The sequence below is a fragment of the Pedobacter sp. AC212 genome (genome assembly GCF_979258625.1).
The window spans coordinates 3,336,223-3,360,581 of the sequence record NZ_OZ409870.1 but is presented as its reverse complement, the minus strand read 5'-3'; the positions used below and the strand labels follow the sequence as shown (position 1 = coordinate 3,360,581).

Genomic DNA, 24,359 nt, shown 5'->3' with positions numbered 1-24,359 from the left:
ATTGATCAAAACTATTATATCGGTGGAATTTTAAACTAAATTTTGGCTAATACTGTGGGTCAAAAAATATTACAACCTTCAGTTGTTAGTAAAAATTTGATTTAGATCAATAATTCTTAAAAGTTGGTGTTTCAAAAACACCGTCTGAATCGGTCTAATCGAATAAGTTTAATGACATAGATCAAACATTCCAACTTATGTATTATTAATACTACAAAATAAATACATGTTACATTATTTTGACAAAGGAATGTAATATCTTCGCGGCCTAATGCCCAAACTGTAAGCTAAGGAAATAAAAGTTTGTCTTTTAAAACCATAGTGTTTAGACCTACGTATGTACGTTTAACCAACAGACAAGCTTAAAAAATACTACATCACCCCAATTGTTGTAGACTTTATCGTCCCCCGTATGAATAAAAATTTACCCTCTTTGTGTGGCTTCACACAAAACTCTTCTCGTATTAACAATTATTTAACGAAGAAGTTTGTAAAATGTTTTAGTTGTTTGCTCATCTTTCTAGTTTTTTCGCTATTGTTATTTTTGGGTACAGCTTCCGCTCAAACTTACAAAACACATTACATTGCACCAGCGCCTTGGCAATACTGGACAAGAGCGAATGAGCTTATTGTTACAACAAATGTTGCGAATACGACTGTTACAGTTAAAAAGAGTGATGGTACAGTTGTAACCACGCTGACACCAACACCAACCTCCCCAGCGGTTTACAGGTTTGTTGGTGATCCAAACACCTTGGTACTGAATAGTTTGAACACTGTTCTTTCTGACCGCGGTATGATTGTAGAAGGGACAAATCCTATTTCTGTGAATGTTAGAAATGTGGCGTCAGATCAGTTTAATGATGCAAATGGTAAGGGAAATGCAGCATTATTTAGTTTCGGAGATGCAGCTGTTGGTACGGCTTTTAGGGTAGGGTATTACCGAGACGGAAACTTAAATGGTTCAACTCAAAAGCCTATTTACAGTATCATGGCTCTTGAAAATAATACTACCGTTAGGTTAAATGGTACCGCATTAGTAACCTTAAATGCAGGTCAGAGTTATTTGTTTCAAGGTGCGATTGGCTCTTTGGTAGAAAGTTCGGCAGCAGCTGTAATGAATTCTGGAGCACATATTGATACCCCACTGGGTTGTGGCGATGGAGTTTATAACCCTGTTCCGCCAGTTAACTCCTTGGGTAACGAATACCTGGTTATTAGAAGTGCGGGTAACAACGTAGCAGAACAAACTACTGTGGTTGCCACATTGCCAAATACAACAGTTACCGTTACCAATTATAATCTAAACGGAACTTTAGCCTCAACAAATAGTTATACACTAGTTGCCGCAGGTAGTTTTGTCACTTTTGCCAATGGTATTCCTGGAGCTACTGCTAATGGCTCTAACCAGGTTGGAGTACAGTATTCTGCCTCAAAAATTTCTGCTACAAAAAATGTAGTTGCTTATTCTGGTACGGCAAATAACTGCGAGGTTGATATGTTAACCTTGGCCCCAATTGCCAGTTGCGGAGGAAGTTTGATAGCTAAAACATATAAATTTCGACATAATGATGGATCAGATCTGCCATATTTTGGCTACATCACCACCAAAAGTGCGACAGACAAAATATTATTAACTACTACAGGAAGTGCGACTACAAATTATACCAATGTAGATCTAGAATCAGTTGCGGGAGTAGGAGTTAGGAGACAATTAGGTAGTACGGGTATTTACTTAATCGACTTTACCAATACAAATCTAGGTTCACCTGCGTCTCTAACTTTTACAAGTGGTTCGAGGGTAAATGCCGTATTGGTTCAAAGTGGATCAGGTTACTCGATGTCGAGTTTTATCACACCATTACCAGAACAATCAATTAAACCAATTTTAACACAAGGTAGCTGCGCTAGTGCAACACTTTCTGCTGATCCTACAGCTGTTGGGCCTTATCAATGGTTCTTAAATGGTCTTCCTATAGCAGGTGCAACTAACCGTACATTTTCGCCTACAGAATCTGGTTCTTATTCATTAACAACAAATTTAGGTTGTGGAATATCTGCACAATCTGTGCCTATTACAATTGCGCTTTGTAACGTAGATAGAAGTATTACCAAAACAGTTGATGATCCAAATCCGCCAATAAATGGTACCGTTCGTTTTACTTTAACAGCCTCAAATACTGGTGTAGGTACTGCGTTAGGTGTTTCGGCTACCGATTTATTGCCGTCAGGTTATACTTTTATTAGCAGTGTTGCCTCAACAGGTACTTCATATAGTGGCACAAATGGGATATGGAATATCGGGTCTTTGGGGCCAAATGGATCAGCTACCTTAGTAATTACTGCAAAAGTAAATTCATCAGGTAATTACACAAATACTGCTACAATCACGGGTTCTCAATCAGATCCAAATACTGCCAATGATGTAAGCACTGTAACCGTAGTTCCTATTACTTCAATTTCACTAACCTCATCTACCACACCACCTAGTGATGCGCAAACAGTTTGTATTAATACTGCCATAACCAATATTACTTATGCAATTGGAGGTACAGCAACTGGAGCGAATGTAACGGGTTTACCTGCTGGAGTTACTGCAAGTTATAACGGTACAACCAAGGTGCTAACCATTTCTGGTACACCAACTGCTACTACAACCGGTCCAAAAGGTTATGTTGTTACTTCAACAGGTGGAAGTCCTAACGTATCCGCTTCTGGAACAATTCAAGTAAATGGGATAGTGGCAACGCCGGTATTTGCAGCAGGATTGGCTTCTAACAGATGCCAAGGCGCAGGAACTCAAACTTACTCGGCCACTGCGACTAACTCAACGGGGATAACTTATAGTATTAACACTACAAGTCAGCAAGCTGTAATTGATGCCACAACTGGAGAAGTAACGTTTTCTTCATTGTTCTCAGGAACTGCAATCGTAACCGCTTCTGCTGCTGGATGTTCGCCTAAAACTGCTACACATACTATTGTTGTCACCTCAACTGGTACAATCACTGGTACGGCAAGTGTTTGTAGTGGAAGTAATGGTACTTTACTTTTGAGTGGAACAACCGCATCGGTAGTGAGATGGGAATATTCTACAGATGGAGGTACAACTTGGATTACTTATACCCCTGCAAATACAACAGCAACTTTAAATTATACCAATCTAAATGTAACTACAACCTACAGGGCAATTGTCACAGGTGGCGGTTGTGTTGAAGCTGCATCTTCACCATTTACGGTTAGTGTTACACAAAGACCAGCTATCTCTAATCAAACTTATAATTTGTGTGTGAGTGGCACTTTCAATTTTCAACCAGTTGAGGCACCTGCAGGAACAACTTATACTTGGTCGGGACCTTCAATTTCTGGCGGAACCGTTACTGGCGCAACCAGTGGAACGGCAGCAACATCGGTTAGTCAGACGTTAACAAATACAGGAACTACCACTGCAACTTTAATTTATACGGTAACGCCAACAAATGGACTTTGTGCTGGAAATGCGTTTACAATTACTGTTACCGTTGGACCAACAATTATAGCGTCTGCGGTTAATCCAGCTGCTATCTGTAGTAGCAGTTCGTTCTCGGTTACACCAACAACATCAAATGCCAATCTTAAATATACTTGGACAGCTAGTATATTAAGTGGAACAGGGGTTACAGGTTTTAGTAATCAAACCACTTCGGTTTCTGCACCAATCAGTCAAACATTAACTAACTCTTCATCAGCCAATGCTGTGGTAAGATATGTGGTAACGCCAGTTTTAGATAACTGTTCTGGTACTGCTTTCAACATTGATGTTACTGTACAAAGCGTAGTAACTGCAGGAACAATTGCCGCTAATCAAACTATTTGTGCTAATACTACTGCCGCTCCAATTACTTCTACAGCTAACGGAACTGGTGGCGGAACAATAGCTTATATCTGGGAAAGTTCTTTGAACGGAACAAGTTGGACAGTTATTTCTGGGGCAAACTTAGCAACCTATTCACCAGGTGTTTTAACTCAAACCACCCAATACCGCAGAACTACAGTTTCTACGGTAGGGGCAGTAACTTGCCAATCTCCAACTACAACTCCTGTTGTAATTACAGTGGGTACGGCAAGTACAATTACTACGCAACCGGTTAACCAGAATGTAAGGGCTTTAAGCAATCTTACCATTACGGTAGCAGCAACTGGTGGTTCTGGTACACGCCAAATTCAATGGCAAGTAAGTACAGATAATGGCGCAAACTTTACTAATATCGCAAATAATGCAATTTATAGTGGCGCTACAACTACCTCGCTAACCATCACCAAAGTTGATCAAACGATGGAAGGTTACAAGTACAGGGCGGCTATCACACAATCTGATAATGCTTGTGCAGCAGTTAATTCCACCGCTATTAATTTGACCATAGATTCAGACCGAGATGGTGTGCCGGATACAATTGACTTGGACGATGATAACGATGGTATAACAGATATCGTTGAAGGTAATATTGACAAAGATGGTGATGGCATTCCAAATTATTTAGATGTTGATTCTGATAATGACGGCATTGTTGATGCGATTGAATCTAACGGAAATCCTGCAAATGACCCTAATAAAGATGGTAGGTTTGGAATCGGAACCTTTGTAGATGTGAATGGCAATGGCTTGCTGGATTCATTAGATCCGGCAGCAGGCGGAACGGCATTAGTAATTCAGGATAAAGATAAAGATGGAAAACCTAATTATTTAGATCTTGATTCCGACGCAGATGGTATTCCTGATAATTACGAAGCCGCTTTCTACATTGTAGACGGTGATAACGATGGTATCATTGGAACTGGACCGATAGTAGATGCTGATGGAGATGGTTTATCAGATTTAAACGATCCAGATTTTGTTGCAATTAGCAGTTTGTTTAATCAGGATCGCGATTTTGATGGCTTTTCTAACTATTTGGATATCGATGCGGATAATGATGGTATCATTGATAATATTGAAGGTTTACCTACTACGGTGTATGTTGCACCAACAGGTATCGATACAGATGGTGATGGGATAGATAATGCGTACGACATCAACAATGGAGGTGTTGCTTCCGGTTATTCAAATATTGATGGAGGTAGTGCGCCGGATTATGTAGATACTGATGCGGAGAATGATGGGTTTAGAGATTGGTTGGAAAATGCAGTAGTGAGTCCGCTAGAAGTTGACGTAAAAAACAACCAAACCGGTGCAAATGGCTCAGATGGGATAATGGATGTTTTGCCAGATGCAGATAATGATGGTTTGGCAGATATTTATGATAATGATAACGGGAATTCGAATGTAACCAGGTATGCTACAAATGGCGGTCAAACACCTGCCAGTATGCCAAATACGCAAGTTCCAGGCGGTGAAAAAGATTGGAGGGCATCAACAGATTATGATAAAGATGGCGTGCCTGATGGAGTAGATTTAGATGATGATAATGACGGGATTTTAGATACAGTAGACGGTATATTGGATACAGGCGGTAGAGATGGTTTGCCAAATTATCATGATCTTGATTCTGATGGTGATGGTATTCCGGATGTACTTGAAGCTGGCGGTTCTGACCCAGATAATAATGGTTTGCCAGGTATTGGCTTAGTTGGGAACAAGGTTGATGCAAACGGAATTCCTTTAGCTGCAAATGGCGGTTATACACCGAGAGATAAAGATGGTGATGGAACTCCAGATTTCTTAGACCTGGATTCTGACAATGATGGTATTACTGATGTAATAGAAAATGGCGGACCAGATCCAGATGGTGATGGAAAAGCTGGAATCGGTTTTACCAATGATTTTGATAGCGATGGAATCAACGATCTGGTTGATGATTATAATAACAATACGGGTAGCTTAACAGGTGATCCATCGGGAACACCAATGACGGTGAAAGATGCCGATGGTGATGGTATTCCAAATTATTTAGATATTGATTCTGATAATGATGGAATTTTGGATGCTGTTGAAGGTGCTGGTGACCTGGATGGAGATGGAATCCCTAACTTCCTGGATCTGGATTCTGATGGAGATGGTATTCCTGACAACATTGAAGCGCAATCTACTGCAAACTATATCGCCCCAACCGGGATTGATTCAGATGGCGATGGGTTGGACAATGCTTATGAAGCTACAAGTGGCTTAACTCCGGTAAATACGGACGGTGCAGATCAACCCGACTATTTAGATCTAGATGCTGATAATGACGGAGATAGCGACACGATAGAAGCATACGATACAGACAATGATGGTGTAGCAAATGTTATTGCAGCAGGTGCTGATGCAGATAAAGATGGCCTAGACAATAACTTTGATAACAACGATGCTGCTTTTAATCCAACTAATGGACAAACGCCATCTTCATTTCCTAATTTAGATACACCTGCTACAGCAGAAAGAGATTGGAGAGAGGACTATAACATCCCTCCGGTAGCAACTGTGCCAGCCAATACTGTGTTAACAGAAGATACGCCGAAAACAATTACAGGTATTAGTTTTATAGATCGTGATGCTGGTAATAATTCAGTAACGGCTACACTAAGCGTTCCTGCAAATCAGGGTATTTTTGCAGCAACTAGTGAAAGTGGTATTACAATTGGAGGTTCAGGGACAAGGTTGGTTACCATTACTGGGTCCATTGCAAATATTAATGCCTTTGTTGCTGCCAATAAAGTAACATTTACCCCGTTTGCCAACCTAAACGGAAACGTTACTTTAACTACGTTGATAAATGATTTGGGCAATACAGGTGGTGCACCTTTAACAGATACCAAAACAACAATATTAAATATTCAGGCAGTTAACGATATTCCAGTAGTTGCAGATATAAATAAAACAGGAACAGAAGATACGACGGTTCCATTTGCAGCTGCAGATTTTACCAATCAATTCACAGATGTAGATGGTACTTTGGCTAAAGTTAGAATCATCACTTTACCAACTCCAGCTCAAGGTTTATTAAAATTAAATGGTGTAGATGTTACCGCTAATCAGGAAATATCAGTTGCCGATTTAGCGCTAATCACCTTTGTGCCAACAGCTAATTTCAATAGCAATTTATCATTTAGTTATAACGGAAGTGATGGGGTAGATTATGCTGCCTCACCAGCAAATATCACCATCGCGATAGCTGCAGTAAATGACAAACCAGTTATTGGTGTGGTAGGAAAAACAGGAGCGGAGGATGTGATTTTAACCTTCTCAGCTGCGGATTTCACTAGTCAATTTACCGATGCAGATGGGGATGCTTTAACAAAAATTAGAGTTGAAACATTGCCTCCAAATACTCAGGGTATCTTAAAACTGAATGGTGTTGCGGTAACGGTAAATCAAGAAATCCCAATAGCAAATTTAGCTCAGCTTACGTTTGAGCCTTTTGCTAATTACAATGGTCCGGTTACCTTTAAATGGAACGGAAATGACGGAACTGACTATGCAGCAACCAATAACAATGTAAACATCGTTTTAACATCTGTTAACGATTTGCCTACAATTTCTCCAATTAGTAAAACTACTGCAGAAGATGTTCAAATTGCCTTCACCTTAAACGATTTTACTAATAATTATTCAGATCCAGAGGGGGATGCTTTAAGTAAAATACAGATTAGCAATTTGCCGTCAACCACTCAAGGGGTTTTGCTATCAAACGGAGCTTTGGTTACTGCCGGACAAGAGATACAAGCTGCTGATATTCCGAATTTGGTATTTGTACCAGGTAGCAACTTTAATGGTAGCACTTCTTTTAGGTGGAATGCAAATGATGGAACCGGTTATGCTACCCCTGTAAACGTAAACATTACGGTTACACCTGTAAATGATCCGCCAATAGTAACAAGTATAGCAAAATCTGGAGATGAAGATACGACCATTGGTTTTACAGCTACAGATTTTACCAACAGTTTTACAGATGTTGATGGAAATACCTTAACTAAAATTCAGGTGGTAATCTTGCCAGCGAATGGCTTGCTAAAATTGAGTGGGGTTAACATTACTGCTGGTCAAGAGATAGATTTGGCTGCTTTAGCTAACATCACTTTTGTGCCAGACCCTAACTATAATGGTACAGCAACATTTAGATGGAATGGCTTTGATGGAACAACTTATGCCCTTGCAACAGATAATGTAAGCATAACCATCAACCCGGTGAATGATTTACCAGTTGCAGCAAATGATGTTGCCACAGTTGTGGAAGATAACGTGTTAAATGCCGCATCTGGTGCAGGTTTGCTATCAAACGATAGTGATGTTGATGCAGGAACAACTTTAACCGTTACTGGATTTACTTATTCTGGAATAGTGGGTACGCCAGCAATTGGTTCACTTTTCTCTATTTCAAGTGTTGGCTCGATAACCATTAATGCAAATGGAAGTTATGTATTTACACCGTTAGCGAATTATAGTGGTGCAGTACCTGTGATAACTTACACGATAAGTGACGGGAATGGAGGTACAGCAACAGCAACATTAACAATTACCATAATTCCAGTAAATGACGCTCCGGTTGCGCTTAATGATACAAATTCTATTGCTGAAGATGCAACCTTAACTGTTACGGCATCGCCAACTACAGGCTTATTATCAAATGATACAGATCCTGATGGAAATGCATTAACTATAACGGGCTATACAATTGCAGGGATCTCCGGAACTCAAAACATTGCTGCCCCTGTAAATATTCCAGGGGTAGGTATAATTAATATTTCGGCTGATGGAGGTTACACTTTCACTCCATTGTTAAATTATAACGGGCCAGTACCAATCATAAATTATACTGTAAGTGACGGTACAATATCAACTACCGCTACACTTACCTTATCTATTACACCAGTTAATGATAATCCAATTGGAGTTAATGATGCAGCCACTATTTTAGAAGATGCAACCTTAATCAGAGCAGCAGCTAATGGTTTATTAGCAAACGATAGTGATGTAGATGCAGGAACAACCTTAACTGTTACTGGTTTTACCTATTCGGGTATTACGGGTACGCCAACTATTGGTTCTGCATTTACCATTCCGAGTGTTGGAAATATTACTATCAATGCAGATGGCAGTTACACTTTTGCACCGGTTGCTAACTTTAATGGTGCAATACCTGTAATTACCTATACTGTAAGTGATGATAGTGGCGGAACAGCAATAGCAACCTTGACAATTACAGTTACTCCTGTTAATGACCCACCACTTGTTTCTGATGTACCTAAAACAGGAGCAGAAGATGCAACCATCAGCTTTGCTGCAACAGATTTTACAAGTAAATATTCAGATGCTGAAGGTAATGCAATTACAAAAATTAAGATTGTTAGTTTACCAGCCAATGGCGAATTAAAATTATCGGGTGTTAACATTACGGTAAACCAAGAAATAACACTTGCCGATTTAGCAAATATCACCTTTGTGCCAGCTGCCAACTTTAATGGAAGCACCACGTTTAAATGGAATGGATTTGATGGGACAACTTATGCAGATATAGATGCGAACGTAAACATTACCATCACACCGGTAAATGATGCACCAATTGCAGGTAATGATGTGGCCAGTATTAAGCAAGGTGAACAATTAACTATTGCAACACCAGGTTTGTTATCAAATGATATTGATGTAGACGGACAAGCATTGACCATTAGCGGTTATACTATTGCAGGTATTGCAGGTACTCAAATTCCAGGAAACGCGGTTGTGATTCCGGGTGTAGGAACCATTACCATCAATGTAAACGGTAGCTTGATGTTTATGGCTTTGCCAGGTTACAGCGGTGCCGTTCCATTAATTACCTACACAGTAACCGATGGTTCATTATCAGCTACAGCAACCTTATCTATTTCTGTTTCAATAGATAATCGGGCGCCAATTGCGACAAACGATACAAAATCTACAAATGAAGATGTAGTTGCAACTGGAAATGTAAGAACGGATGGTACGCCAGATACTGACCCAGACGGTGACCCAATTTCAGTTGAAAACTTTAGTATTGATGGTAGTCCGACAGTTTATTTGCCAGGTAACACCGCAACCATTCCAAATGTTGGTCAAATTGTAATAAATGCTGATGGAAGTTATACTTTCACACCAGTACTTAACTTTAATGGAATTGTACCTACCATCACTTATACTATGGTAGATAATCCATTGCTAAGAAACGCTTCGGCAACTGCAGCAGAAACAGCTGCAACTTTAAAAATTACAGTTACCCCTATAAACGATACGCCAATTGTTGTTAACGAAACAGAAACAATAGATGAAGATGCTCAAGGCATTTCTAAAAACTTATTAGCTAACGATAGTGATGTTGATGCTGGAACGACTTTGATTATTACCAGTTTCGTAGTAAATGGAAATACAATTCCAGTAACAGGAACACCTGGAACCTTTGCCATTCCTAATTTTGGAGTAATTACCATCAACCAAAATGGCAATTATACCTTCGTGCCAGATGCCAACAAAAATGGAACTGTACCAACAATAACATACACAGTAAGTGATCAAAGCGGAGCTGGAAATGCGACAGCAACCGGAACTTTAAATATTACAATTAACGCAGTTAATGATGCTCCGATAGTAACTGATTTAGCTAAATCTGGTTTAGAGGATGTAGTGATCACTTTTGCAGCGGCAGATTTTACTGCTCAATTTAGTGATGTAGATCCTAATCCATTAGCTGAAATTAAAGTAATTACTTTACCAGCAAACGGAACATTGAAGTTGAGTGGAGTACTCATTACTTCAAATCAAATCATTAGTGCTGCAAATTTAGCTAACATTACATTTGAACCTAATGCTAATTTCAATGGTTCTACAAGCTTTAAATGGAACGGCTCTGACGGTTCATTATATGCTGTGGTTGACGCAAATGTAAACATCAGCATCACTCCAGTTAACGATCAACCTTTAGTTAATAACGAGATTGAGAATATTTCCGAAGATGCAACGGGTATTGTTAAAACTGCTGCAAACGGACTTTTAGCTAACGATAGCGATGTTGATGGTAATTCACTTGCTATAACAGGCTATACCATTGCCGGTAATCCAGGAACTGGAACACCAACTTTAGCAACACCATTTAATATTCCAGACATAGGTACAATTAATATTAGTGGCGATGGAAGTTATTCATTTACGCCTGTTGCGAACTATAATGGTTCAGTTCCGGTAATTACTTATACGGTTAGTGATGGTCAAGCACAACCAAACTCAACTAACCTGGGTACTTTAACCATCAACGTAACTGCTGTAAATGATGCGCCAGTTGCTACTAACGATAGCGGTAATGTGGATGAGGATGCTACGTTAACGGTAGATGAAGTAAACGGATTGGTTGCAAATGATTCAGACATAGATGGACCAACAAAAACCATTACAGCATATTCAGTTTCTGGTATAGCAGGTACACCTACTATTGGCACGCCATTTTTAATTCCGAATGTGGGTAACATCACGATCAATGCAAACGGAAGTTATGTTTTTGCACCATTAGCAAATTACAGTGGTACCGTTCCGGTTATTGTTTACACGCTAAGCGATGGAACATTAACAGCTACAGCAACACTTACTTTAACTATAAATGCAATTAATGATGCGCCAGTTGCCGCAGATGATACAGCGACATTGTTGGAAGATGGTAGTGTTACAAAAACTGCAAATAATGGGTTGTTAGCCAATGATACAGATGTAGAAGGACAAACTTTAACAATTACCGGTTTTACTGTAGCTGGTATTGCCGGAACACAGCCTGTAGATGCACCATTTGAAATTCCGAATGTAGGTTTCGTTAATATTAGTGCAGATGGTAGTTATAACTTTACTCCTGCTCAAAACTACAACGGAACTACACCAACAATTACCTACAATATTAGCGATGGTAATGGTGGAACGGCGTCGGCTACTTTAATATTTACCGTAACTCCCGTAAATGATGCCCCTACAGCAACCAATGATGCAGTTAACATTAACGAAGATGAGACTGTAACCAGAAATTCTGCCAATGGATTATTGGCAAATGATTTCGATATTGATGGAGATGCATTTAACGTAACTGGCTTTACCATTGCTGGTATGGCTGGTGTACAAGCCGTAGGCTCCAATCCAATTACCATTACTGGTCAGGGCGGCGTAGCTGTCGGAACAATTAGCATTTTAGCAGATGGTAGTTTCACCTTTATACCTGCCGCCAATTACTTTGGTGCGGTTCCGATTATTTCTTATACCGTAAGCGATACAAATGGAGCTACGGCGACGGCTTCGTTATCTATAAACATTGCTTCGGTAAACGATGCACCAACGGCTTCTGCGATACCAATCTCTATCACCACATTAGAAGATACCCCACAAAATGGATTAATTAATGCTGCTGATGCAGATGGCGACCCATTAGCATTCAGTTTAACAACACCTCCAACTAACGGAACTATTTTATTAAATCAGAATGGAAATTATACTTATACACCGAATGCAAATTACAATGGTCCAGATAGCTTTACAGTAACTGTTAGTGATGGTAAAGGTGGGGCAATTGTAATTACTGTTACTATCACCGTAACACCTGTTAATGATCCGCCTGTTGCTAGTTCACCTTCAATTTCAACTGCAGAAGATACCCCTAAAAATGGTGTGGTTACAGCAAGTGATGTGGAAGGAAATCTGCTTACTTATACTTTAACCACAGTACCAACAAATGGTACCGTTGTGGTAAACACAGATGGAACTTATAGCTACACACCAAATACAAATTACAATGGTTCTGATAGTTTCACCATCACTGTAAATGATGGTAATGGGGGTACTGCAACTGTAAATATTCCAGTTACCGTAACACCAGTAAACGATGTTCCTATAGCCACATCGCCAGCAATTAATACTGCAGAGGATACTGCTAAAACTGGATTAATTACTGTCTCAGATGCTGATGGAGATGCATTAACGATTACAATTACCACACCACCAACAAATGGTATTGTAGTTGCTAATCAGGATGGTACCTATACTTATACACCAAATGCAAATTATAATGGCAGTGATAGTTTCACTGCAACGGTTTCTGATGGCAAAGGAGGAACAACAACCGTAACTATCCCAATTACAATAACTTCTGTTAACGATGTTCCTGTTGTTAATTCTCCTGCCGTATCAACGCTTGAAGACATGCCAAAAAATGGAACAATTACCGCTACAGATGCTGATGGCGACCCGTTAACATTTACGGTTACTACATTACCAACAAAGGGAACTGTAGTGCTTAATGCAAATGGTACTTATGTTTATACACCAAATGCTAATTACAACGGCACGGATAGTTTTGTAACCAGAGTTAGCGATGGCAACGGTGGAACTGTAAATGTAACTACTTTAATTACGGTAACACCTGTAAATGATGCTCCTGTAGCAAGTTCACCTTCAATTATTGTGAGTGAAGACACCCCTAAAACCGGCGTAATTACTTCAACTGATGTTGATGGAGATACACCACTTTATACGGTAACTACGGCTCCATTACACGGAACGGTAATTGTAAATGCAAACGGAACATATACTTACACGCCGGCTGCTAATTATAATGGTCTGGATAGTTTCACAGTTACGGTAAGTGATGGTAACGGTGGTAGTACAACAGTTACTATCCCGGTAAATGTAACCCCGGTTAATGATGCGCCGGTGGCCACAGCTCCGGCAATCACCACAGCTGAAGATGTTCCGGTGAACGGAACGATCACGGCAAGCGATGTGGATGGAGATGCTTTAACTTTCACCATCACTACACCTCCAACAAACGGAACGGTAGTGGTCAATACAGACGGAACCTACACCTATACGCCAAACGCCAACTTTAACGGAACGGATAGTTTTGTTGTAACGGTGAGCGATGGCAAAGGAGGAACAACAACGGTAACCATCAGTATAACGGTAACTCCGGTCAATGATGCGCCAACAGCTACGTCGCCAGCGGTAACTACAGCTGAAGATGTTCCGGTGAACGGAACGATAACGGCAAGCGATGTGGATAGTGATGCCTTGACGTTTACTACGACCACACCTCCAACAAACGGAACGGTAGTGTTGAGACCAGACGGAACATACACCTATACGCCAAATGCGAACTTCAACGGAACCGACAGTTTTGTTGTAACAGTAAGCGATGACAAAGGTGGATCAACCACGGTGACCATCAACGTAACGGTAAACCCTGTGAACGATGCGCCGGTGGCCACTGCTCCGGCAATCAATACAGCTGAAGATGTACCTGTGAACGGAACGATCACTGCAAGCGATGTGGATGGCGATCCATTAACGTTTACTACGACCACAGCTCCAACAAACGGAACGGTAGTTTTGAGACCAGACGGAACATACACCTATACACCAAACGCGAACTTTAACGGAACCGACAGTTTCGTGGTAACAATAAGCGATGGCAAGGGCGGAACAACAACGGTAACCATCAACGTAACGGTAACTCCGGTCAATGATGCGCCAACAGCCACTGCTCCGGCAATCACCACAGCAGAAGATGTTCCGGTTAACGGAACGATCACTGCAAGCGATGTGGATGGCGATGCATTGACGTTTACTACGACTACACCTCCAGCCAACGGAACGGTCTTAGTCAATACAGATGGAACCTACACCTATACACCAAACGCGAACTTCAACGGAACAGACAGTTTTGTGGTAACAGTAATTGATGGCAAAGGAGGAACAACAACGGTAACCATCAATGTAACAATAACTCCGGTCAATGATGCGCCAACAGCCACTGCTCCGGCAATCACAACAGCAGAAGATACTCCGGTGAACGGAACGATCACGGCAAGCGATGCCGATGGCGATGCTTTAACTTTCACTACCACTACAGCTCCAACAAATGGAACGGTAGTGTTGAGACCTGATGGAACCTACACTTACACGCCAAACGCGAACTTCAACGGAAGCGATAGCTTTGTGGTAACAGTAAGCGATGGTAAAGGCGGAACTGCAACGGTAACCATCAATGTAACAATAACTTCGGTGAACGATGCGCCGTTAGCAACTGCTCCGGCAATCACCACAGCTGAAGATGTTCCGGTGAACGGAACGATCACGGCAAGCGATGCGGACGGTGATGCATTGACCTTCACCACGACTACACCTCCAACAAACGGAACGGTAGTGGTAAGACCAGATGGAACCTACACCTATACGCCAAACGCAAACTTCAACGGAACGGACAGTTTTGTGGTAACAGTAAGCGATGGCAAAGGTGGAACAACAACGGTAACCATCAATGTAACAATAACTCCGGTGAACGATGCGCCGTTAGCAACTGCTCCGGCAATCACCACAGCTGAAGATGTTCCGGTTAACGTAACGATCACGGCAAGCGATGCGGATGGCGATCCGTTAACGTTCACCACAACTACGCCTCCAACAAACGGAACGGTAGTTTTGAGACCAGATGGAACCTACACCTATACACCAAACGCAAACTACAACGGAACGGACAGTTTTGTTGTGACAGTGAGTGATGGTAAAGGTGGAACAACCACGGTAACCATCAACGTAACGGTAACTCCTGTGAACGATGCGCCGGTGGCCACTGCTCCAGCAATCACCACAGCTGAAGATGTTGCGGTTAACGGAACAATCACTGCAGGCGATGTAGATGGCGATCCATTGACGTTTACTACGACTACACCTCCAATAAACGGAACGGTAGTGGTCAATACAGACGGAACCTACACCTATACACCAAACGCCAACTTCAACGGAACGGACAGTTTTGTGGTAACAGTAAGCGATGGCAAAGGTGGAACAACCACGGTTACCATCAATGTAACGGTAACTCCTGTGAACGATGCACCGGTGGCCACTGCTCCTGCAATCACCACAGCTGAAGATGTTCCGGTTAACGGAACGATCACGGCAAGCGATGCGGATGGCGATCCATTGACTTACACCACAACAACACCTCCGACAAACGGAACAGGTGTGGTAAGACCTGATGGAACTTACACTTACACACCAAATGCAGACTATAACGGAACCGACAGTTTTGTTGTAACTGTTAGCGATGGCAAAGGTGGAACGACCACGGTCACCATCAACGTAACGGTAACAGCTGTCAATGATATTCCGGTTGCAACTTCTCCTGCAGTAACCACGGCAGAAGATATTCCGGTGAACGGAACGATTACAGCCAGTGATGTGGATGGCGATCCATTAACGTTCACCACGACGACACCTCCAACAAACGGAACGGTAGTTTTGAGACCAGACGGAACATACACCTATACACCAAACGCGAACTTTAACGGAACCGACAGTTTCGTGGTAACAATAAGCGATGGCAAGGGCGGAACAACAACGGTAACCATCAACGTAACGGTAACTCCGGTCAATGATGCGCCAACAGCCACTGCTCCGGCAATCACCACAGCAGAAGATGTTCCGGTTAACGGAACGATCACTGCAAGCGATGTGGATGGCGATGCATTGACGTTTACTACGACTACACCTCCAGCCAACGGAACGGTCTTAGTCAATACAGATGGAACCTACACCTATACACCAAACGCGAACTTCAACGGAACAGACAGTTTTGTGGTAACAGTAATTGATGGCAAAGGAGGAACAACAACGGTAACCATCAATGTAACAATAACTCCGGTCAATGATGCGCCAACAGCCACTGCTCCGGCAATCACAACAGCAGAAGATACTCCGGTGAACGGAACGATCACGGCAAGCGATGCCGATGGCGATGCATTGACTTTCACTACCACTACAGCTCCAACAAATGGAACGGTAGTGTTGAGACCTGATGGAACCTACACTTACACGCCAAACGCGAACTTCAACGGAAGCGATAGCTTTGTGGTAACAGTAAGCGATGGTAAAGGCGGAACTGCAACGGTAACCATCAATGTAACAATAACTTCGGTGAACGATGCGCCGTTAGCAACTGCTCCGGCAATCACCACAGCTGAAGATGTTCCGGTGAACGGAACGATCACGGCAAGCGATGCGGACGGTGATGCATTGACCTTCACCACGACTACACCTCCAACAAACGGAACGGTAGTGGTAAGACCAGATGGAACCTACACCTATACGCCAAACGCAAACTTCAACGGAACGGACAGTTTTGTGGTAACAGTAAGCGATGGCAAAGGTGGAACAACAACGGTAACCATCAATGTAACAATAACTCCGGTGAACGATGCGCCGTTAGCAACTGCTCCGGCAATCACCACAGCTGAAGATGTTCCGGTGAACGGAACGATCACGGCAAGCGATGCGGACGGCGATGCATTGACTTTCACCACGACTACACCTCCAACAAACGGAACGGTAGTTTTGAGACCTGATGGAAGCTACACCTATACGCCAAACGCGAACTTCAACGGAACCGACAGTTTCACAGTAACGGTAAGCGATGGTAAAGGCGGAACTATAACGGTAACCATCGTCGTAACGGTAACTCCTGTGAATGATGCTCCGGTAGCGACTGCACCAGCAATCACCACAGCTGAAGATGTTCCGGTGAACGGAGCGATCACGACAAGCGATGTGGATAGCGATGCATTGACCTTCACCACAACAACAGCTCCAACAAATGGAACAGTAACAGTGAACAGTGATGGAACCTACACATACACGCCAAACGCCAACTTCAACGGAACAGACAGTTTTGTTGTAACAGTGAGCGATGGCAAGGGTGGAACAACAACGGTAACCATCAATGTAACGATAACTCCGGTGAACGATGCGCCAACAGTCACTTCGCCAGCGGTAACCACAGCTGAAGATGTTCCGGTGAACGGAACGGTCACGGCAACTGACATAGACGGTGATCCATTAACGTACACCACAACAACAGCTCCAACAAACGGAACGGTAGTGGTCAATACAGACGGAACCTACACTTACACGCCAAATGCCAACTTCAACGGAAGCGATAGCTTTGTTGTAGCAATAAGCGATGGCAAAGGCGGAACCACAACGGTGACCATCAACGTAACGGTAAATCCGGTGAACGATGCACCAACAGCTACTGCTCCGGCAATCACCACAGCAGAAGATGTTCCTGTGAACGGAACCATCACGGCAAGCGATGCCGATGGCGATCCATTGACGTTTACTACGGCTATACCTCCAACAAACGGAACGGTAGTGTTGAGACCTGATGGAACCTACACCTATACGCCAAACGCAAACTACAACGGAACGGACAGTTTTGTTGTAACAGTGAGCGATGGTAAGGGTGGAACCACAACGGTGACCATCAACGTAACGGTAACCCCTGTGAACGATGCACCAACAGCAACTTCGCCAGCGGTAACCACAGCTGAAGATGTTCCGGTAAACGGAACGATCACGGCAAGCGATGTGGATGGAGATGGCTTAACGTTCACTACGACCACGCCTCCAGTCAACGGAACGGTAGTGGTAAGACCAGATGGAACCTATACCTATACACCAAACCCGAACTTCAACGGAACGGACAGTTTTGTGGTAACAGTAAGCGATGGTAAAGGCGGAACTGCAACGGTAACCATCAATGTAACAATAACTCCGGTGAACGATGCGCCGTTAGCAACTGCTCCGGCAATCACCACAGCTGAAGATGTTCCGGTGAACGGAACGATCACGGCAAGCGATGCGGACGGCGATGCATTGACTTTCACCACGACAACACCTCCAACAAACGGAACGGTTGTGGTTAATACAGACGGCACCTACACTTATACGCCAAACGCCAACTTCAACGGAACGGACAGTTTCACGGTAACAGTAAGCGATGGCAAAGGCGGAACCACGACGGTAACCATCAATGTAACAATCACTCCGGTCAATGATGTTCCGGTAGCGGCTACTCCGGTAACCGTTGGCACCAATAAAAATACGCCGGTAAGCGGTCAGGTTACCGCTACTGATGTTGACGGCGATCCGTTGACCTTCACAGCAGGAACACCTCCGGCAAATGGTACTGTTGTGGTAAATCCTAATGGAACATTTACCTATACACCTAACAACAATTACAGTGGAACGGACAGTTTCACAGTAGTGGTTAGTGATGGCAAAGGCGGAACAGCAACGGTAACGGTCAATGTAAACGTTGCCCAAACCAATGTTGCTCCGGTGGCTACCGCTCCGGCAATCACCACAGCTGAAGATGTTCCGGTTAACGGAAAAATCACGGCAACTGATGCCGATGGCGATGCATTGACGTTCACCACAACAACAGCTCCAACAAACGGAACGGTAGTGTTGAGACCAGACGGCACCTACACTTATACGCCAAACGCCAACTTCAACGGAACGGACAGTTTTGTGGTAACAGTAAGCGATGGCAAAGGTGGAACAACAACGGTAACCATCAGTGTAACGGTAACCCCGGTCAATGATGTTCCGGTAGCCACTTCACCGGCCATTGCTACGCCACAAAATACACCTAAAACCGGTGTTGTTACGGCAAGTGATGTAGATGGCGATACCCTAACATTTACGCTGAGTACTGCGCCAGCAAACGGTACTGTTACCGTTAACGCAGATGGAACGTATATCTACACACCAAAACCTGGTTATGTAGGAAATGATTCCTTCTCCATTACCGTAAGCGATGGCAAGGGCGGTACAGCTGTGGTAACAGTTCCGGTAAACGTAACGCTTGTTGCCGCTCCGTCAATCGGTTTAACAAAACAGGCAACCAATGCGGTAAGCAAAGCCGGTGATGTGATCAACTATAACATCGTGGTAACCAATACGGGCAATGTTAATTTAACCAATATCACTGTTGTAGATGCAGGTGCTGATGTGGGTTCGATAACTCCTGCAGGTATTGCCAACCTGAGTCCGGGCGCCAGTGCAACCGTTACCGCCCGCCATACCGTTACGCTTTCAGATGTTAACAACGGATCGTTTAGCAACCAGGCGAGCGTTACGGCAAATGATCCGAACGGAAATGCCGTAACTAAATCAAAATCTGATAACCCGGCTACACCAGAGGTGGATGATGCAACGGTTACTGTTATCGCTCCGGCATCGACCATTACATTGGTGAAAACAGGTGTGGTGAGTGCAGACGGCAATAGCATCAGCTATAATTTCAGTATCAAAAATACAGGAAACGTAACCTTGCATGTGATCACTTTGGTGGATGCAAAACTTGGGTTGAACAGGACCTTATCGGGCAATCTCGCTCCGGGGGCAACAGCTACCGAAAGCGTTACCTATCAGCTGACACAGGCTGATAAAGATGCCGGAAGCGTAACCAACTCTGCAACCGTAAGCGCCAGAACGCCTGCCAACCTTTCGGTAAGCGATATTTCCGGAACTACAGAAAGCAATGATACGCCTACGGTAACAAGCTTTAGCGTTAATCCATCGATTGCACTGGTCAAAACAGCAGCTTTCAGCGGAAATAAGGTAACCTACACCTTTACCATCAAAAATACCGGTCCGGTTACTTTGAACACGATCACTCTGACTGATGCCAAACTGGGAATCGCAGGTAAAGCAATCACAGTTGCGGGCGGTTTAATTCCGGGGGCAACAGTTTCAGATGTAGCGGTTTACACCTTAACGCAGGCCGATAAAGACCTGGGTACGGTGAGCAATACCGCTACGGTGAACGCAAAATCGCTGAACGGCATAAATGTAAGCGATGTATCGGGAACAGCGGAAACCAATAACACTGCAACAGTCATCAGTTTCCCTAAATCGCCAACAGCGGTTGATGATCTGGGGACTACTAGTGCAAATGCTCCGGTGGTGATCAGTGTACTGGCGAACGATGATCCGGGCAACTCGGCCTTTGATAAATTATCGGTTGAAATTGTAACTCAGCCCAAAAATGGTAAAGTGGTGGTAAACGCCGATGGAACGGTAACCTACACACCAAATGCAGGCTTTACCGGCGAAGATGTGTTCACTTACCGCGTTAAAGATGCCTTCGGCTATTATACCAACGTGGCATCGGTAACACTTACGGCCAATTTCATCGGCATCAAAGTGCCAAACCTGTTTACGCCGAATGGCGATGGCATAAACGATGTGTTCGAGATCAGGGGATTGAACCAATACCAATCCAACGAATTACAGATCGTTAACCGTTGGGGCAATGAAGTTTTCAGGGCCAAAGGCTACCAGAACAACTGGACAGGTGAGGGGCTGAACGAGGGCACCTATTACTATCTGCTCCGTGTTAAAAAAGCAGGAAGCGATGAATTTGAAGTGTTCAAGGGCTACATTACTTTGATCAGGGCATTTAAAAACTAACACATGAAGCTTAGGGAAATCAGGAGTTCAAACCTGATTTCCCCTTAAGATATTAAGATGATGAAGAAATTATTATTGTTATTCGGGTGCTCCATCCTGTTTTTTGCAGGACCGGTTGTTGCCCAGCAAGATGCACAGTACAGTCAGTACATGTTCAACGGCATCTACATCAATCCGGCCTATGCGGGTTACAAAGAGGTCTTGAATGTGCACAGTTTTTACCGCAGTCAGTGGACGGGGATCACCGGCGCACCCAAAAGCATGTCGCTCGCCGTAGATGCGATTGCAAACAGCGGCAACGTGGGCCTGGCGCTTCAGGTATCGAGCGATAAACTGGGTGCACAGACCAATCTGGCCGTTTATGGCAATTACGCTTACCGGATCCGGTTAAACGATGACGGAAGTTCGCGGTTGGCTTTGGGTTTAGGTGTTGGAATGGCCCAACTGGGCATTGATGGTTCGATGCTGAATCCCAACGATCCAGAACCTTTTCAGCCGGTCGGCGTACAGAGCACCATTGTTCCGGATGCCAGGGCAGGGGTTTATTTTGCGAATGACAGATATTATGCCGGCTTCTCGGTGGATAATCTGATTGCCACCTACATCAACATTGATCGTTACGCCTTCATCCCTCAGCCAAAACCCCATTACTACCTGACTGCAGGGGCTCTGTTTCCCATAAATGAAGATTTCCAGGTCAAGCCCTCCTTCCTGTTGAAGGATGACAGGGGCGGACCGACAAGTCTGGATGTCAATGCTTTTTTGATGATCAAACAATTTTTGTGGGTTGGGGGATCTTACCGGACGGGGGTAAAGCTTTACGATAAAAGCTACCTTCAGAGAGACCTTACACCCAGAAACTCGGCAGTGGCCGCGATTCAGATTTTTCCGACCGAAAAGCTGAGAATTGGCTATGGGTACGATTTCTCGATCGGTCCGTTGCAGGGGTACAGCGGCGGCACACACGAAATTTCGATTTCCTATTCCTTCATCAGGCCAAATATCAGAATGGCGACACCAAGGGTTTTCTAATAAATTAACAGCGATCAACATATAATGAACAAAATTTTACCAGCTTTTACTGTTTACTGCCTTTTGGCAGTCGGTTTTTCAGCAAGGGCACAGTACGTATTAAAAGATGCAGACAAGCAGTTCGAACTTTTCAATTATGCCAAAGCTGTAGATTTATACGAACAGGCTTATAAAAAGAAAGAAACTTTGCATGCGGCAGAGCGTCTGGCCAATGCTTATGCTTACATGAATAATTACAAACAGGCGGAAAGCTGGTTTGCTATTGCCTCAAAACTAAATGGCAAAAAACCTGAAAACATTTTAGGTTATGCAAAGGCTTTGCAAAATAACTCCAAGTATAGCGAAGCCAAGGTTCAGTATCAAAACTATATCGACCAGAAAAAAGATGTTACCGAGCGCCAAAAAGACGTTTGGCTTTCCTCTTGTGATTCGGCTCTGCAATGGATGAGACATCCGAAGCAAGTGGAACTGATCAATCAAAAATCCTTGAACAGCAGTCAGTCCGACTGGGGCGCTACCACTTACCAGGGCGGGGTAGTTTTCACCTCAGATAGAACCGAGACTGGTCTGGAATCAAAAGAAAATACACCGTTTTTAAAATTCGACGGAGCTCAAACTCCCGATAAAAATATTTATGGTTGGACCGGGAATGGATATTTAAAACTGTACATCAATAGTAGTCCAACGGATAGCTTGAAATTGTTTCCCATAAAAACAGGTACCCGGTACCATGTTGGATCGGCAACCTTTACCGCCGATGGGAACACGGTATATTTCACCATGACGCCCATTCCGGACGATCTGGAAAAAGTAAAAAACAGGCCAAGCACGGTCAATGTAGAAATATACAGCAGTACAAAAGCCGCTGATGGAAGCTGGGGCGAACCGGTCGCTTTTCCGTACAACGATGTAAACCGGTATTCTGTTGGCGATCCGTTTATCTCTGCGAGTGGAACAAGTCTATATTTTGCATCGAACATGCCGGGTGGAAAGGGCGGAACAGATATTTACGTTTCTTTGAAAACCGATGCAGGAGAGTGGGGAAAGCCGGTCAATCTGGAAGAAATCAATACCGCTGGAAACGAACGCAGTCCTGTTTTTGATGTCAACAACAACCTGTTTTTCTCGAGCGACGGCTATGTTGGTATGGGCGGGCTGGATGTTTTCAGGGCACTGAGAGATGGTTCAGGTATTGGTAAAATCGAGAATATGGGCTATCCTTTTAACTCACCGCAAGATGATTTTGGCTTTAGCCTGAATGAAAAGGGCGGCATCGCTTATCTGTCTTCAAACAGAAACAATGGTTTGGGCAGCGACGATATTTACGGCATCGATCAGAAAATGATTATCGCTTTCAAACTGGAGGGTACGGTATTCGATAAGAAGACCAGTCAACCTTTACCCAATGCGCTGGTTACGCTTGCCAGGGTAGGCGGTGGATCCATCAAAACTGAAGCAGATGCCGATGGGAATTACAAATTCAATCTCTCAGCAGAAAGCGAATACAATGTAAGCGCAGAAAAAACCAATTACCGGTTGGATACCGAGAATCTGGCCACAATCGGTTTGACAACTTCTGAGGTGATTAGACAGGATCTGCATCTCGAACCGGTCGAAATCAACAGGGCAATCAGATTGGAAAACATCTACTACGATTTTGATAAATGGAACATTCGTGCTGATGCCGCAATGGAACTGGATAAGCTGGTTAGGATTATGGTCGATAACCCTACCATATGGATTGAGCTTGACTCACATACCGATAGTCGCGGTAAAGACAGCTACAACCTTACATTATCTCAAAAACGTGCTGAATCTGCGGTTCAATATATCATTTCTAAGGGCATTGATAGAAACCGCATCACGGCTAAAGGTTATGGCGAAACGCAGCTATTGAATAAGTGTGCCAACGGCATCGAATGCAGCGATGCAGACCACCAGTTGAACAGAAGAACCGAATTTAAAATTGTGAAGCAATAATTTATAGAGAAGGTAGAATATTATGAAAATGTGTTTGCTCAAAATGCGGTTCTGAATAAATGCTTTTTAGCAGTTCAACGAACTTAAAAAAGTCTTA

At 43.4% G+C, this 24,359-nt stretch carries 3 protein-coding genes; all 3 read left to right on the top strand.

Going from position 1 to position 24,359, the window contains the following annotated elements:
- Positions 1-508: 508 nt before the first annotated feature.
- From ACZZZC_RS14410 to ACZZZC_RS14400, 3 genes are read left to right on the top strand one after another with little or no spacing between them, the layout of a single operon-like run.
- Positions 509-21,250 (top strand): tandem-95 repeat protein, encoded by a 20,742-nt coding sequence (locus tag ACZZZC_RS14410; protein WP_463487473.1) that lies wholly within the window; start codon positions 509-511, stop codon positions 21,248-21,250.
- A gap of 57 nt (positions 21,251-21,307) precedes the next feature.
- Positions 21,308-22,282 carry a PorP/SprF family type IX secretion system membrane protein gene (locus tag ACZZZC_RS14405; RefSeq protein WP_463487472.1) on the top strand — a complete coding sequence of 325 codons (975 nt, stop codon included), beginning with the start codon at positions 21,308-21,310 and terminating at the stop codon, positions 22,280-22,282.
- 24 nt (positions 22,283-22,306) lie between these two features.
- Positions 22,307-24,262: an OmpA family protein gene (locus tag ACZZZC_RS14400; RefSeq protein ID WP_463482675.1), complete on the top strand. Its 1,956-nt coding sequence runs from the start codon at positions 22,307-22,309 to the stop codon at positions 24,260-24,262.
- The last annotated feature ends 97 nt before the right edge of the window (positions 24,263-24,359 follow it).

Excerpts from the sequence above, each read along its gene's own strand:
- ACZZZC_RS14405 (WP_463487472.1), top strand. The coding sequence starts at position 21,308 with ATGATGAAGAAATTATTATTGTTATTCGGGTGCTCCATCCTGTTTTTT.
- ACZZZC_RS14400 (WP_463482675.1), top strand. The coding sequence starts at position 22,307 with ATGAACAAAATTTTACCAGCTTTTACTGTTTACTGCCTTTTGGCAGTC.